Genomic DNA, 14,546 nt, shown 5'->3' on the forward strand with positions numbered 1-14,546 from the left:
GTCGCCCCGGAGGGAGAGGGGCTTCAAAACCCACTTCGTCCAGCGTTCGCCGGTGGGCCAAAAGCTCTCCCGCGAGGACGCGGCCCGGCGCACTTCACTTGCCACCCGGTATTGCGCATGCTGTGCCATCCCGAGTTTGATTTGATTCCGAAACGATGACCGCACCGTCTCCGCTCTCCCCGCCGCGCTGCGTCTGGCCCGTTGCCGCGGAGCTCGGCGAGGGCGCGTTGTGGTCGACGCGCGAACAGGCGCTGTACTTCGTCGACATCCTCGGCCATGCGCTGCACCGCTATGCACCTGGCAGCGACCGCCGCGACAGCTGGCGCTTCGACGAGGAGATCTCGGCGCTCGCCGAGCGCGAGGATGCGCCGGGACTGCTGGTGACGCTGCGCCGCGACTTCGCGTTCTTCGACCCCGGCGACGGCCGCCTGCAGCGCCTGCACCGGCCCGAGCCCGATCGCGACGGCAACCGCTTCAACGACGGCAAGTGCGATGTGCGCGGGCGCTTCTGGGCCGGCACCACCGATTTCGCCTGCGTCGCGCCGACCGGCGGCCTGTACCGGTTCGATCCCGACGGCGGCTGCAGTCGCCACCTCGACGGCGTGCTCATCGCCAACGGCCCGACCTGGTCGCCGGACCAGCGCACCATGTACTTCAACGAGACCGGCCTCGGCCGCACCTGGACGTTCGCATTCGATCCCGAGCGCGGCACCCTGGGCGAACGCCGACCGTGGTTGCAGCAGGGCGCGGACGACGGCGCGCCGGACGGCATGACCACCGACGCCGCCGGCCGCATCTGGATCGCGCGCTGGGGCGGCGCCTGCGTCAGCTGCCACGCGGACGACGGCGACGAGCTTGCGCGGATCGCCCTGCCGACCAGCCACATCACCAGCTGCACGTTCGGCGGCCCCGACCTGCGCACGCTCTACGTCACCAGCGCACGCGCCGGGCTCGATGCCGCGCAGCTGCAGCGCGAACCGCTGGCTGGCGCGTTGTTCGCGGTCGAACTCGACGCCACCGGAGTGCCGGCCGCGCGCTTCGGCGGCTGACCGCGCATTTTCGCGGACGCAACGGCCGGCATGCCTGTGCAGGAGTTCCCTGCAACACGCGGCGTCGGTATTGACGGTCCCGCGGTATCGCGCCCATGGGGCGCTCTTACGGCTGGACGCTCTCCAGGGCCTGCGACAGCCGCTCCACCGCGATCACTTCCAATCCCTTGAACGCACCCGACTTGGGCGCGTTCGCCTTCGGCACGATCGCGCGCTTGAAGCCGTGCGTGGCGGCCTCGCGCAGGCGCTCCTCGCCGTTGGGCACCGGGCGGATCTCGCCGGACAGGCCGATCTCGCCGAAGGCGACGGTCTTGTCCGGCAGCGGCCTGTCCTGCAGCGACGACAGCACCGCCAGCAACACCGGCAGGTCGGCGGCGGTCTCCTGCACGCGGATGCCGCCGACCACGTTGACGAACACGTCTTGGTCGCCGACCACGATGCCGCCGTGCCGGTGCAGCACCGCCAGCAACATCGCCAGCCGGTTCTGCTCCAGGCCCACCGCGACCCGGCGCGGGTTGGACAGCGGCGAGGCATCGACCAGCGCCTGCACTTCCACCAGCAGCGGCCGCGTGCCCTCGCGGGTGACCATCACGCAGCTGCCCGGCTGCGGCGTGCTGCCGCCGGACAGGAAGATCGCCGACGGGTTCGGCACTTCCTTCAATCCCTTGTCGCCCATCGCGAACACGCCGAGCTCGTTGACCGCGCCGAAGCGGTTCTTGAACGCGCGCAGCACGCGGAAGCGGCTGCCGCTTTCGCCCTCGAAATACAGCACCGCATCGACCATGTGCTCGAGCACGCGCGGGCCGGCGATGCCGCCTTCCTTGGTGACGTGGCCGACCAGGAACACCGCGGTGCCGGTCTCCTTGGCGTAGCGCACCAGCCGCGCCGCGCTCTCGCGCACCTGGCTGACCGAACCGGGCGCCGCGGTCAGCGATTCGGTCCACAGCGTCTGCACCGAATCGGCGACGATCAGCTTCGGACGCGACACCGCCGCGTGCTCGAGGATGATTTCAATCCCGGTCTCGGCCAACGCCTGCAGGCCGTCGAGGGGCAGGTCGAGCCGCGCCGCGCGACCGGCCACCTGGGCCAGCGATTCCTCGCCGGTGACGTACAGCGCCGGCAGCGTCGGCGCCATCCGCGCCACCGCCTGCAGCAGCAGCGTGGACTTGCCGATGCCGGGATCGCCGCCGACCAGCACCACCGCGCCCTCCACCAGTCCACCGCCGAGCACGCGGTCGAGCTCGCCGATGCCGGTGGACACGCGCGCGTCCTCGCTGTGCCGCACGTCCTTGAGCGCGGTCACCTTCGGTGCATCGGCCTTCCCTGCCCAGCCGCTGCGGCGCGAGGCCGGTCCCGCCTTGGCCGCGGCGGCGGGTTCGATCACGAACTCGCTCAGCGTGTTCCAGGCCCCGCACTCGCCGCACTGGCCCTGCCATTTACCGTGGTCGGCACCGCACTCGGAACACACGTAGGCGGTGCGCGCCTTCGGCGGGGAGGTACGCGCGGCGGATTTGGCCATGCCTGGACACCTGTTGGACTGCGCACAGGGTAACGGCGCCGGGTCGCGCCAGGCGAGATCATGGATTCAGCGGTCCCGGCTCCGGTCGTTGGACACCACGCCTTCGAACGGCCCAGCCTCGGAATAGTTTTCGGCACCGGCCACCCGTTCGGGGGGAACCGTCGCCGTCGACAGGTCGTCGAGGCCATCGCCATCCACGCCCAGCGCAGGCGAACGATGCACGGCCGATAGAGCGATCTTCAGGCGGCCGCCGGATAGCCCGCGATCGCGGTCGCCTTGCCGGACTGGAGGCGCGGCGGCAGCAGCAGCGCGGCGAAATCGGCATCGGAAACGATGCTGTAGCCGCAGGCTTCGATGTCCCGGCGCAGGGCGCGCCACTCGGGCCGCGATGCCGACTCGCCGACATCCTGCGACCAGCCATGGCAGACCCCACCGAGCGCGCGCATCTCCTCCAGCGGCGGCGCGCAACCGGCCGGTGCGATCACATAACCATCCCCGTTACCGGCCAGGAAGACATCGATACGACTGGGATCCATGATTTTTCGTGTCGAGAATTCCGGGGCGCCCAGGATGCCGCCGGTTTCGCAAACATTCGGTGAAACGCAGATGTCCAATCGATGAACGCGCAGGCGGAATGCGACTGGGCGACGGTGACGGATTCAGGATCACCGGACAAAAATTCGCGCCCGCCGCGCCGCCCCCGCTGCGTGCGCGGCAGGTGCTCGTTTTCGCGGATGGATGCCGGGCCCTGGCACACACCGGGCCGCGCGTTCTCAGACCTGGGGCAGGCCGGCGCCGTCCGTGCTCTTGTCGGTGGACTCGCGCTGCCTGAGGATCCGTTCCGCCTGTTCATCGGCGGCGGCGCGATGCTGCAATGATTTGCACATCTCGATCCCGGCCGCGGTCAGCATGGCCTCGCCGTCGGTCTGCTCGACCAGGCCGCTGTCGACCAGACGGCTGACGATATCGGTATCGCCTTCGGACAGGTCGACGCGCTGGTCGATCCGCAGCAGCAGTTCGAGCAGGGCGAGATCCTCGAGCGGAATCGGATTCATGCATCACCTCGCAACACGAGCAACCGGTCGCGCCGGCAGCGCGGACCGTAAGGCGGAATATGGTGCCGGAAATAGGATTCGAACCTACGACCTACGCATTACGAATGCGCCGCTCTACCAACTGAGCTATTCCGGCAGGGTGTGATGCAAGCGTTCCCGTTGGATGCGATCCAGGCAAACGGACCGCGGAGGCGCATTCTAGCGGGTCGGCGGTCACTCGACCAGTTGCACCCGCAGCTCCCGGGGCAGCGCGAAGACCATGTTTTCCGGCTCGCCATTCAGCTCGCGCACGCCGCCCGCACCCAACGCGTGCAGGCGCTGCAGCACGCCCTGCACCAGCACGTCCGGCGCCGAGGCGCCCGCGGTGACGCCGACATGGCGACGGCCGACGAGCCAGGCCGGGTCGATCTCGTCGGCGCCGTCGACCAGGTGGGCCTCGACGCCGTCGCGCTCGGCCAGCTCGCGCAGCCGGTTGGAGTTGGAGCTGTTCGGCGAGCCGACCACCAGCACCAGGTCGCACTGGCGCGCCAGCTCGCGCACCGCGTCCTGGCGGTTCTGGGTGGCGTAGCAGATGTCGTCGTTCCTGGGGCCCTGGATCGCCGGGAACTTCGCCCGCAGCGCCTCGATGATGGCGCGGGTGTCGTCGACCGACAGCGTGGTCTGGGTGGTGTAGGCCAGGTTGCCGGGCTGGCCCGGCGCCAGCGTGGCGACGTCGCCGAGGTCCTCGACCAGGTAGATCGTGCCGTCGCCGGCCTCGGCCTGCCACTGCCCCATCGTGCCCTCGACCTCGGGGTGGCCGGCATGGCCGATCAGCACCACGTCGCGGCCGGCGCGGCAGTGCCGCGACACCTCCAGATGCACCTTGGTCACCAGCGGGCAGGTCGCGTCGAACACCTTGAGGCGGCGCCGGGCTGCCTCGCCGCGCACCGCCTGCGAAACGCCGTGGGCACTGAAGATCACGGTGGCGTCGTCCGGCACCTCGTCGAGTTCCTCGACGAACACCGCGCCGCGGCGGCGCAGGTCCTCGACCACGTAGCGGTTGTGCACCACCTCGTGGCGCACGTAGATCGGCGCGCCCAGGGTTTCCAGGGCACGCTTGACGATCTCGATGGCGCGGTCGACACCGGCGCAGAAACCGCGGGGATTGGCGAGGACGATGTCCATGGAACCGCATTCTAGCGGAGTGGTGCCGGTTCAGTCTGAAGCGCAGAGTGGGCGCCGACTCGTGCCTGACGCGATCGCCCCTCTCCCGCTTGCGGGGCGAGCCGCACGGCTTGCGCGGCATGCCGCGCGTGCGGATGAGCGCCCGCGCCGCTGGCGCGTGCAGGAGCGCGGAGCGAGGGATGGGGTGAGGGCCGCGACGCTCGCCACGAACATCAAAAGCGCCCTCATCCGGCGCTCCGCGCCACCTCGCTCCGCGCCCCGGCCCACGCGCCCAAGCGCGTGGGCGTTCGGTCGTGCGCGGTCCAATGGCCCGCAAGCAGCACGCCCTCACCCCGCAAGCGGGAGAAGGGAAAGTCCTCAGTCCGCCTTCTTCCGTCCCTGCAACAGCCCGAACAGCGCGATCCCGATCGCCCCGCCGACGATCGCGGAGTCGGCCAGGTTGAACGCCGGCCAGTAGTAGTCGCGCCAGTGCCACTGGATGAAGTCGACCACGTGGCCGTGCAGCTGGCGGTCGATGACGTTGCCGATCGCGCCACCGATGACCAGCGCGAACGGTAGCGCGGTCCTCCAGTCGCTGCGCGGCGTGCGCGCCAGCCACCAGGCCAGCAGGCCGCTGATGCCGAACGCCAGCGCGGTGAAGAACCACTTCTGCCAGCCGCCGGCGTCGGCCAGGAAGCTGAACGCGGCGCCGGTGTTGTAGGTGCGGTACCAGTTCCAGAATCCCTCGATCACCGGGATCGCGGTGTACTCCGGCAGGCTGGTGAGCACCCACCACTTGCTGAGCTGGTCGAGCACGATCACCAGGACCGAGACCAGCAGCCACGGCAGCGCGTTGGGTTTGGGCGTCGCCGTCATCGGTCTTCTCCGGGATGGCAGTGGCGTGTGGTCAGAACCACTGCCGATCCTCGCCAGGGCCTTCGATGTTGGAGACGCAGCGGCCGCATAGCTCCGGGTGCTCGGCGTTTGCACCGACGTCGGCGCGCCGCTGCCAGCAGCGCACGCACTTCGGCTTGGTCGTCGGCACCGCGACGACCCCGATCTCGGTCGCCGCTCCGTCGCCTTCGATGCTCACGTCGCCGCTGATCAGCAGGAAGCGCAGTTCGTCCATCAGCGGGGCCAACCGGTTCTGCTCGGCCACGCCGCAGCGCAGGGTGATCTCCGCATCCAGCGCGGCGCCGATCTCGCCGCTGGCGCGCATCGGCTCCAGCACCTTCGACACCCGCTCGCGCAGTTCCAGCAGGCGGTCGAAGGCCTCCGACGACAAGGGCGCGTCCGCCGGCAGCGGCGCCAGGCCCTCGTACCAGGTCGCGAACAGCACGTTGTCCGCGCGCGGCCCTTGCGCGGTGGTTGCCGGCAGGTGCCGCCACATCTCGTCGGCGGTGAAGCTCAGGATCGGCGCGATCCAGCGCACGAAGGCCTCGGCGATGCGGTACATCGCGCTCTGCGCGCTGCGGCGCCCGCGCGAATCCTCCGGCATGGTGTACAGCCGGTCCTTGGTCACGTCCAGGTACAGCGAGCCGAGTTCGACGCTGCAGAAGTTCGACAGCGCCTGCACGATCTCCGGGAAGTCGTAGCGCTCGTACGCCGCGGTGATCTTCGCCTGCAGCGCGTGCGCGCGGTGCACGATCCAGCGGTCCAGCGCCACCATGTCGTCGAGCGGACGCAGGTGCGCGCCCGGATCGAAACCGCTGAGATTGCCGAGCAGGAAGCGCGCGGTGTTGCGGATGCGGCGGTAGGCGTCGGCGCTACGCTTGAGAATCTCGTCGGACACCGACATCTCGTTGCGGTAGTCGGCGGCGGCGATCCACAGCCGCAGCACGTCGGCGCCCATCGCGTCCATCACCTTCTGCGGCGCGACCACATTGCCGAGCGACTTCGACATCTTGCGGCCATCGGCGTCGACCGCGAAGCCATGCGTGAGCACCTGCCGGTACGGCGCCGCGCCGTCCATCGCCACCCCGGTCAGCAGCGACGACTGGAACCAGCCGCGGTGCTGGTCGGAGCCTTCCAGGTACAGCTCGGCCGGCTTGTGCAGGCCATCCTCCGGCCGTTGTTCGAGCACGCAGGCGTGGGTGACGCCGGAATCGAACCAGACGTCGAGGATGTCGTTCACCTTGTCGTAGCGCGCAGCGTCGTCGCCGAGCAGTTCGGCCGGATCAAGCGCGTACCAGGCATCGACGCCCTCGCGCTCCACCCGCTCGGCGACCTGGTGCATCAGCGCCGCCGAATCCGGATGCGGTTCGCGGCTCTCGCGATCGACGAACAGCGCAATCGGCACGCCCCAGTAGCGCTGGCGCGAGATCGTCCAGTCCGGGCGCCCCTCCACCATGCCGGCGATACGCGCCCGGCCCCAGTCGGGGAACCACTGCACCTGGTCGATCGCGGCCAGCGCGTCGCGGCGCAGGTGCGCCTGCTCCATCGAGATGAACCACTGCGGCGTGGCGCGGAACGCCACCGGCGTCTTGTGGCGCCAGCAGTGTGGATAGCTGTGCTGCAGAGGCGCATGCGCGAGCAGGCTGCCGTTGCTGCGCAATGCTTCGACGATCAGCGCGTTGGCCTTCCAGATGTGCACGCCGGCGATGACCGTGTCACCCGCCGGCGGCGTCGACGCCAGGTAGACGCCGCGCGCATCGATCGGGTTGAGTTCGGCCGCGGTGTAGCGCTCGTTGATGCCGTAGCGTCGGCCGACCACGAAATCCTCCTGGCCGTGACCGGGCGCGGTGTGCACGGCGCCGGTGCCGTCCTCGTCGGAGACGTGCTCGCCGAGGATCAGCGGGATGTCGCGCGCGGCGTAGAACGGATGGTGCAGCTGCATTTCTTCCATCGCCGCGCCCTTGGCGCGGCCGAGCACGGTCACGGTGTCCACGCCATAGCGTTGCAGCGCACTCGCCGCCAGCGCCTCGGCCAGCACCAGCAGCTGGCGGCGGCCGTCGCGCTGCGGACCCTCGACCAGGACATAGTCGAGTTCGGCGCCGAGCGACACCGCCACCGAAGCCGGCAGCGTCCACGGCGTGGTGGTCCAGATCGGCACCGCCACGATGGTGGCATCGTCGACGGCGACACCAAACACTTGTGCCAGTGCGCGCGGATCCTGCGCCGCATAGGCGACGTCGATCGCCGGCGACTGCCGGTCGGCGTACTCGATCTCGGCCTCGGCCAGCGCCGACTGGCAGTCGAAGCACCAGTGCACCGGCTTGAAGCCGCGGGTGACGTGGCCGCGCTCGACGATCCGCGCCAGCGCGCGCAGCATGTCGGCCTCGTAGCGGAAGGTCATGGTGCGGTAGGGATTGTCCCAGTCGCCGATCACGCCCAGGCGCTTGAAGTCGCTGCGCTGCAGTTCGATCTGCTCGGCCGCGTACTCCCGGCATCTGGCCCGGAACGCGGCGGCGTCGAGCTTCTCGCCGACCTTGCCGTACTGCTTCTCCACCGCGTGCTCGATCGGCAGGCCATGGCAGTCCCAGCCCGGCACGTAGGGCGCATCGAAACCGGCCAGCAGCCGCGACTTCACGATCGCGTCCTTGAGCACCTTGTTGACCGCGTGACCGATGTGGATCACGCCGTTGGCGTACGGCGGACCGTCGTGCAGCACCCAGGTCGGGCGCCCCTTCGCATGTGCGCGGATGCGCGCGTACAGGCCTTCCTCTTCCCAGCGCGCCAGCGCCTGCGGCTCGCGCTTGGGCAGGTCGCCGCGCATCGGGAACTCGGTCGCCGGCAGGAGGATGGTGGACTTGTAGCGGTTCGGGTCGGAACTCACGCGCTGGCCTTGTCGCAATGGGAGTGGGAGAACGAAAACATCAAAGCCCCGAGGGGAGGGCAGCATAAAGCCCCTCTCCCCTTCGGGCGACAGCGCACGACTTGCACGCTACTGGCGCGCGTGCGCTGGAGCGCCCCGCGCCGCTGGCACGGGCCGGGGCGCGGAGCAGGGGTTGGGGTGAAGGTATGGCGCAGTCGCGATGGTTCGCGCCATACGGTGGGCCAAGGCCCACCCTATCGCGAATACCAGGCATAGGGTGGGCCTTGGCCCACCTGCCGCTTCGCCGCACCCTCATCCGGCGCTGCGCGCCACCTTCTCCCGGAGGGAGAAGGGGATGCCACCCGGGCGCGGCATGGTCTCCGACGCCGACAACAACGATCGCGCCTGGGCAGCGTCCCTGTCCATCTGCGCGACCAGGGCCGGCAGATCGTCGAACTTCTCCTCGTCGCGCAGGCGCGCCACGAACTCGACCTCGATCCGGCGCCCGTACAGGTCGCCGTCGAAATCGAACAGGTGCGCCTCCAGCAGCGGCTCGACCCCGCCCACGGTCGGCCGCGTGCCGAAGCTCGACACCGCCGGCCACGGCCTGCCCGTATCGGTATCGCTGGCGACGCCGTGCACTCGGGTGGCGTAGATGCCGCGCAGCGCCGGCGTCTTGCCGCCGAAGCGCAGGTTCGCGGTCGGGTAGCCGAGTGTGCGGCCGAGCTTGCGCCCGCGCACCACATGCCCGGAAATCGCATACGGGCGGCCGAGCAGGCGGGTGGCGGTGGCGAAGTCGCCCGCGGCCAGTGCCGCGCGGACGCGGGTGCTGGAGACGCGCTCGCCGTCGAGCGCCAGCGGCTCGATCTCGCCGGCGACGAATCCGAGCGCCTCGCCCGCGCGCCGCAGCGTGCCGAGATCGCCGCCGCGACGATGGCCGAAGCGGAATCCCGGCCCGACCCAGACCTCGCGCGCGCGCAGCCGGTCGGCCAGCACCCGATCGATGAACGCTTCCGCCGACAGCGCCGCCATCCGCGCATCGAAACGCAGCAGGCCGATCGTGTCGACGCCGAGCGCCTGGAGGGCGAGCACCTTGGCATGCGGCAGCATCAGCCGCGGCGGCGGCGTTGCCGGCGCGAAGAACTCGCGCGGCAGCGGCTCGAAACTCAGCGCAACCGCGGACACGCCGAGCGCATGCGCACGCGCGACCGCGTGCCGCACCAGCGCCTGGTGGCCCGCATGCAGGCCGTCGAAGGCACCGATGCAGACCACACTGCCGCCCGGATACACCGGCCCGCCGTCGATGTCGCGAAAAAGCGTGCTCATAGAAGCCCGGGAGTATAAGACCAGACGCAACTTACCGAGCCGCCGCCTGGTCCCCGAAGCCAGCGACACCCGACAGCCCACCGTAGGAGCGCGCCATGCGCGCGATGCCGCGGGTGCCGGCCGGATCCGATGAATGCCGCGATTCCGGACCGGCAGGCGCGCCGGTCACCGGAGTTCGCGGGCGGCGCCATGCCCGCGGCATCGCGCGCATGGCGCGCTCCTACGGGCGAGAGCCATGCACGCCTACGCCCGCAAGTCGCGGGGACGGATTCCCTGCACCCACAGCATCGCCGCATAGACCGCACCGCCGCTGCCGACCACCACCGCCAGCTTCCATGCCCGCTCCGTCCAGTGCCAGCCGGTCCAGTCCGGCCAGGCCCAGAGCAGTGCGCCGACCACCGCCACCATCGCTAGGCTCGCCAGCAGCAGCTGCCGCGCGAACCGCAGCCATCCCGGCTGCTGCCGGTACACCCCGGCGCGGCGCAGGAACCACCACAGCTGCAGCGCATTGGTCCAGCCCGCCATCGCGATCGCCAGCGCCAGGCAGACGTGCGCGCCCGGCAGCTCGGCCAAGGCCGCGCGCGGGCCAGCGTCGCCGGTCAGCGCGCGGGCCGCGGCGCCGGCATCGCTCAGGTACAGCAGCGCGGCCAGGAAGCCCAGCGACAGCACCACGTTCACCGCCACCGCCGCCACCGCGGCCTTCACTGGCGTCCGCGTGTCCTGGCGCGCATAGAACGCCGGCGCCAGTACTTTCACCAGCAGGAACGCCGGCAGCGCCACCGACAGCGCAACCACGCTCCAGCCGGCCATTTGCGTGTCGTGGGCATTGAACCGGCCATGCTGGAACAGCGTCGCCACCAGCGCCTCGGCGCACAGCATCAGGCCCAGGCAGGCCGGCACCCCGATCAGCAGGCACAGCCGCAGGCCCCAGTCGAGCGCCTTCGAGAATCCTTCCGGATCGGTCGCGGCATGGCGGCCGGACAGGTGCGGCAGGATCACCGTGCCGATGGCGACGCCGAACATGCCCAGCGGGAACTCGATCAGCCGGTCCGAGAAATACAGCCAGGTCACGCTGCCGCCGATCAGGAACGAGGCCAGCACCGTGTTGAGCAGCAGGTTGAGCTGCGCCACCGACGAGCCGAACAGGGTCGGCAACATCAGCCGCATGATCCGGCGCACGCCGGCGTGCGCCGCGCCCCAGCGCGGCCGCGGCAGCAGCCCCAGCCGCGCCAGCGACGGCAGCTGGAAGCCCAGTTGCAGGATGCCGGCGGCGAACACGCCCCAGGCCAGCGCCATGACCGGCTGCTGCATCCGCGGCGCCAGCGCCAGCGCCGCGGCGATCATCGCCAGGTTCAGCAGCACCGGCGACAGCGCCGGCACCGCGAACCGCCGGTAGCTGTTGAGGATGCCGCCGGCCAGCGACGCCATCGAGATGAACAGCAGGTACGGGAAGGTGATCCGCAGCATGTCCACGGCCAGCCGGCCCTGCTCGCCGTCGAGGTCGAATCCGGGCGCGAACACCCGGACCACCGCCGGCGCGGCCAGGATCGCCAACGCGGTCAGCACCAGCAGCACCGCCAGCAGGGTGCCGGCGACGCGGTCGACCAGCGCCTTCACCGCGGCGTGGTCGTGCTTCTCGCGGTACTCGGCCAGTACCGGCACGAATGCCATCGAGAACGAGCCTTCCGCCGAGAGCCGGCGCAGGAAGTTCGGGATCCGGAACGCCACCACGAACGCGTCCATGGCAGGCCCGGCACCGAACACCGCGGCGTAGACCTGGTCGCGGACCAGGCCGGAAACGCGCGAGACGAAGGTCATCGCGCTGAATACGGCGGTCGAGCGCAGCAGCCCCCCGGAACGGGCGGCTTGGGCGGGCGGCGCGGCGCCCGGATCGGGCGCGCTCATCGCCTCGCCCCGAGATGTTCTTCCGGGTTGACCCAAGTCACTGAATCCCCCATAATTTCCGGCTCGTTTGCCCAGCGGCCTGCCCGACCGGCGCTGGCACCTCCAGTTTCGTCATCCCCAGTTTCCAGGATTCCGCCGTGGCCAACATCAAGTCCGCCAAGAAGCGCGCCAAGCAGACCGTCGTGCGCAACCAGCGCAACGGCAGCCAGCGCTCGATGCTCCGTACCGCCGTGAAGAAGGTGCTCAAGGCGCTCGACGCCAACGATGCCGCCGCCGCACAGGAGGCCTTCCAGGCCGCCCAGCCGCTGCTCGACCGCTTCAGCGCGCGCGGCCTGATCCACCGCAACAAGGCCGCCCGCCACAAGAGCCGCCTGACCGCGCGGATCAAGGCGCTGCAGGCCGCCTGAGGCCAAGCCTTCGGTCGTTGCGAAAAACCCGGCTCCGGCCGGGTTTTTTGTTGTCTCGGAGAAAAGCAAATCGCTTCGCGATTCCCGGCCCCCGCGCTCCGCGCGGGGGCGCTCAAGCCGCCGCAAGCCTGTGGCTTGCAAGCGGCGGCTTTCGCCCCCCCTGCCCGCATTTTTCAAAGGGGGGAATGCGCCGGCGATTCCGCTTCTTCCGGAGCCCGGCTTCAACCCCCCTTTGAAAAAGGGGGGCAGGGGGGATTTGCGCGCGCCAGCGCGCACCGCCTCACTCCGCATCACGCGCTTCGCGCTCTTCTTCATTCAAGCGATCCAGGAACGCCTGCACCTGCAGCATCACCTCGCGGGTACCGGTGTGGGCCAGGCCCGAGACCAGGAACCACGGCTGCTCCCAGCCGAGCGCTGCGATGACGCGCCCGGCCTCGGCCCGCGCCTCCTCGTCCGGCAGCAGGTCGGCCTTGTTGAGCAGCAGCCAGCGCGGCTTGTGCAGCAGGCCGGCATCGAACTTGCCCAGCTCGCGCTCGATCGCGCGCACCTGGTCGACGGCGTCGCCGCCGTCCAGCGGCTGGACCTCCACCAGGTGCAGCAGCAATCGGGTGCGCTGGATGTGGCGCAGGAACAGCGCGCCGAGCCCCGCCCCCTCGGCCGCGCCCTCGATCAGGCCCGGGATGTCCGCGATCACGAAGCTGCGATGCGGCTCGGTGCTGACCACGCCCAGGTTCGGATACAGCGTGGTGAACGGATAGTCCGCCACCTTCGGCGTCGCCGCCGACACGGCGCGGATCAGCGTGCTCTTGCCGGCATTGGGGAACCCCAGCAGGCCGACATCGGCCAGCAGCTTCAGTTCCAGCTTCAGCGTGCGCTCCTCGCCCTCCTCGCCCGACGTGGCCTTGCGCGGCGAGCGGTTCACCGAGCTCTTGAAATGCATGTTGCCGAGCCCGCCGCGGCCGCCGTGCGCCACCAGCAGCCGCTGTCCGTGGGTGGCGAGATCGCCGATGACCTCGTCGGTCGCGACATTCATCACCACGGTGCCGACCGGCACGGTCACGATCAGCGGCTCGCCGGCCTTGCCGTACATCTGCCGGCCCATGCCGTTCTCGCCGCGCTGCGCCTGGAAGCGCTTCTGGTGGCGGAAGTCGACCAGGGTGTTGAGGTTCTCGTCGGCCTGCAGCCAGACGCTGCCGCCGTCGCCGCCGTCACCGCCATCCGGCCCGCCCAGCGGGATGAACTTCTCGCGCCGGAAACCGATGCAGCCGTTGCCGCCCTTTCCGGCGATGACGGTGATTTCGGCTTCATCTACGAGTTTCATGGGGCGGGATTCGTGATTGGTGATTCGTGATTGGAAAAGGCAAAACCATAGGCGATCAAGTCTAACCGCGGTTGCCGTGGACTGGCGGAGACGTGAGGGTGCGGCGGTCCGCGCTTTTGCGAATCACCAATCACGGTTTTCAACAGCCGAATGGCTGGTCATCACCAATCCCGCCCAAAGAAAAACCCCGCCAAAGCGGGGTTCTTCTTTGGGCGGGCTGATTCGCGCTCGACGCGCAGATCAGCCCGCAGCCGCGACCACGCTCACCGTGCGGCGCTTCTTGGCGCCCTTGACGGCGAACTCGACGGTGCCGTCGACCAGCGCGAACAGCGTGTGGTCGCGACCCAGGCCGACGCCGGGACCCGGATGGAACTGGGTGCCGCGCTGGCGCACGATGATGTTGCCGGCCCCGATCGCCTGGCCGCCGTAGATCTTGACGCCGAGGTACTTCGGGTTGGAATCGCGGCCGTTGCGGCTGGAACCTACGCCCTTTTTATGTGCCATGGCTGCGTCTCCTCAGTTCTTCTGCCCACCGGCGATGCCGGTGATCTCGATTTCGGTGTAATGCTGCCGGTGCCCCATGCGCTTCATGTGGTGCTTGCGGCGGCGGAACTTGATGATCCGCACCTTGTCGGCGCGGCCGTGGGACTTGACGGTGGCGGTGACGGTGGCGCCCTGGAGCGCGTCGCCGAGCGTGACGCCCTCACCGTCGCCCAGCATCAGGACCTGATCGAACTTGACCTGATTGCCGGCTTCGGTGTCGAGCTTCTCGACGCGAATCGTCTCGCCTTCCATCACGCGGTACTGCTTACCGCCAGTGACGATGACTGCGTACATGACCAGACTTCCTCTGTAGTTATTGTGGTCGCTACCCGGGATCGAGCCCGGACAGAAGCGGAATTGTATGGCTTTCAGCAGGTTACGGTCAACCGTGCCTCCTCCCCCTGTAGGAGGGGCTTCAGCCCCGACCGCGCGCACTCGTGCACGCTGATCGGCGGTGCCTCCTGCCGTTGTTTCCTTCGCAACGCGCGGTCGCGCGTTCATCTTGGCCAGCCCTGACGGGGCCG

The 14,546-nt window shown here is 69.7% G+C and carries 14 protein-coding genes and 1 tRNA gene; 2 read left to right on the forward strand and 13 right to left on the reverse strand.

Annotated elements, in window-relative coordinates; translation table 11 throughout:
* The first annotated feature begins 155 nt into the window (after positions 1 to 155).
* Positions 156 to 1,049 carry an SMP-30/gluconolactonase/LRE family protein gene (locus tag FXO19_RS16280; RefSeq protein ID WP_149196174.1) on the forward strand — a complete coding sequence of 298 codons (894 nt, stop codon included), beginning with the start codon at positions 156 to 158 and terminating at the stop codon, positions 1,047 to 1,049.
* Positions 1,050 to 1,155: 106 nt separating this feature from the next.
* Here the strand turns inward: FXO19_RS16280 and radA are convergent, their stop codons facing one another.
* The 10 genes from radA to murJ all read right to left on the reverse strand — a co-directional run bounded on the left by radA (position 1,156) and on the right by murJ (position 11,751).
* A complete protein-coding gene (gene radA / locus FXO19_RS16285; protein ID WP_149196175.1) occupies positions 1,156 to 2,568 on the reverse strand; it encodes a DNA repair protein RadA in 1,413 nt (470 codons plus the stop codon).
* 66 nt (positions 2,569 to 2,634) lie between these two features.
* Complete coding sequence (locus tag FXO19_RS19315) at positions 2,635 to 2,790, reverse strand: hypothetical protein (RefSeq protein ID WP_187775819.1); 156 nt, start codon at positions 2,788 to 2,790, stop codon at positions 2,635 to 2,637.
* A 17-nt stretch (positions 2,791 to 2,807) separates the two neighbouring features.
* Positions 2,808 to 3,182: a hypothetical protein gene (locus FXO19_RS16290; protein WP_149196176.1), complete on the reverse strand. Its 375-nt coding sequence runs from the start codon at positions 3,180 to 3,182 to the stop codon at positions 2,808 to 2,810.
* Between the two features lie 159 nt (positions 3,183 to 3,341).
* A complete protein-coding gene (locus FXO19_RS16295; RefSeq protein ID WP_149196177.1) occupies positions 3,342 to 3,623 on the reverse strand; it encodes a hypothetical protein in 282 nt (93 codons plus the stop codon).
* Positions 3,624 to 3,683: 60 nt separating this feature from the next.
* A tRNA-Thr gene (locus tag FXO19_RS16300) sits at positions 3,684 to 3,759 on the reverse strand.
* A 77-nt stretch (positions 3,760 to 3,836) separates the two neighbouring features.
* Positions 3,837 to 4,787, reverse strand: coding sequence for a 4-hydroxy-3-methylbut-2-enyl diphosphate reductase (gene ispH / locus FXO19_RS16305; protein WP_149196178.1), 951 nt, complete (start codon positions 4,785 to 4,787; stop codon positions 3,837 to 3,839).
* Between the two features lie 357 nt (positions 4,788 to 5,144).
* Positions 5,145 to 5,642 (reverse strand): signal peptidase II, encoded by a 498-nt coding sequence (gene lspA, locus FXO19_RS16310; protein WP_149196179.1) that lies wholly within the window; start codon positions 5,640 to 5,642, stop codon positions 5,145 to 5,147.
* Between the two features lie 31 nt (positions 5,643 to 5,673).
* Positions 5,674 to 8,481: an isoleucine--tRNA ligase gene (ileS, locus tag FXO19_RS16315; RefSeq protein WP_223115530.1), complete on the reverse strand. Its 2,808-nt coding sequence runs from the start codon at positions 8,479 to 8,481 to the stop codon at positions 5,674 to 5,676.
* Positions 8,482 to 8,832: 351 nt separating this feature from the next.
* The gene (locus tag FXO19_RS16320; RefSeq protein ID WP_149196181.1) at positions 8,833 to 9,846 is read right to left on the reverse strand and encodes a bifunctional riboflavin kinase/FAD synthetase; all 1,014 of its coding nucleotides are present in this window, start codon (positions 9,844 to 9,846) and stop codon (positions 8,833 to 8,835) included.
* A gap of 243 nt (positions 9,847 to 10,089) precedes the next feature.
* Positions 10,090 to 11,751: a murein biosynthesis integral membrane protein MurJ gene (gene murJ / locus FXO19_RS16325; protein WP_149196182.1), complete on the reverse strand. Its 1,662-nt coding sequence runs from the start codon at positions 11,749 to 11,751 to the stop codon at positions 10,090 to 10,092.
* 137 nt (positions 11,752 to 11,888) lie between these two features.
* On the opposite strand from murJ, the gene rpsT reads away from it, so the two are divergent.
* The gene (gene rpsT / locus FXO19_RS16330; protein ID WP_149196183.1) at positions 11,889 to 12,158 is read left to right on the forward strand and encodes a 30S ribosomal protein S20; all 270 of its coding nucleotides are present in this window, start codon (positions 11,889 to 11,891) and stop codon (positions 12,156 to 12,158) included.
* Positions 12,159 to 12,438: 280 nt separating this feature from the next.
* On the opposite strand, the gene cgtA is transcribed toward rpsT, so the two are convergent.
* The 3 genes from cgtA to rplU form a co-directional block, all read right to left on the reverse strand.
* Positions 12,439 to 13,479: an Obg family GTPase CgtA gene (gene cgtA / locus FXO19_RS16335; RefSeq protein ID WP_149196184.1), complete on the reverse strand. Its 1,041-nt coding sequence runs from the start codon at positions 13,477 to 13,479 to the stop codon at positions 12,439 to 12,441.
* A gap of 240 nt (positions 13,480 to 13,719) precedes the next feature.
* Entirely contained in the window at positions 13,720 to 13,983 is a 264-nt protein-coding gene (rpmA, locus tag FXO19_RS16340) for a 50S ribosomal protein L27 (RefSeq protein WP_149196185.1), read from the reverse strand.
* 12 nt (positions 13,984 to 13,995) lie between these two features.
* Positions 13,996 to 14,316 carry a 50S ribosomal protein L21 gene (rplU, locus tag FXO19_RS16345; protein WP_149196186.1) on the reverse strand — a complete coding sequence of 107 codons (321 nt, stop codon included), beginning with the start codon at positions 14,314 to 14,316 and terminating at the stop codon, positions 13,996 to 13,998.
* Positions 14,317 to 14,546 lie beyond the last annotated feature (230 nt).

Origin of the sequence: Luteimonas suaedae, from assembly GCF_008312895.1 — a bacterium.
Taxonomy (GTDB): Bacteria; Pseudomonadota; Gammaproteobacteria; order Xanthomonadales; family Xanthomonadaceae; genus Luteimonas; species Luteimonas suaedae.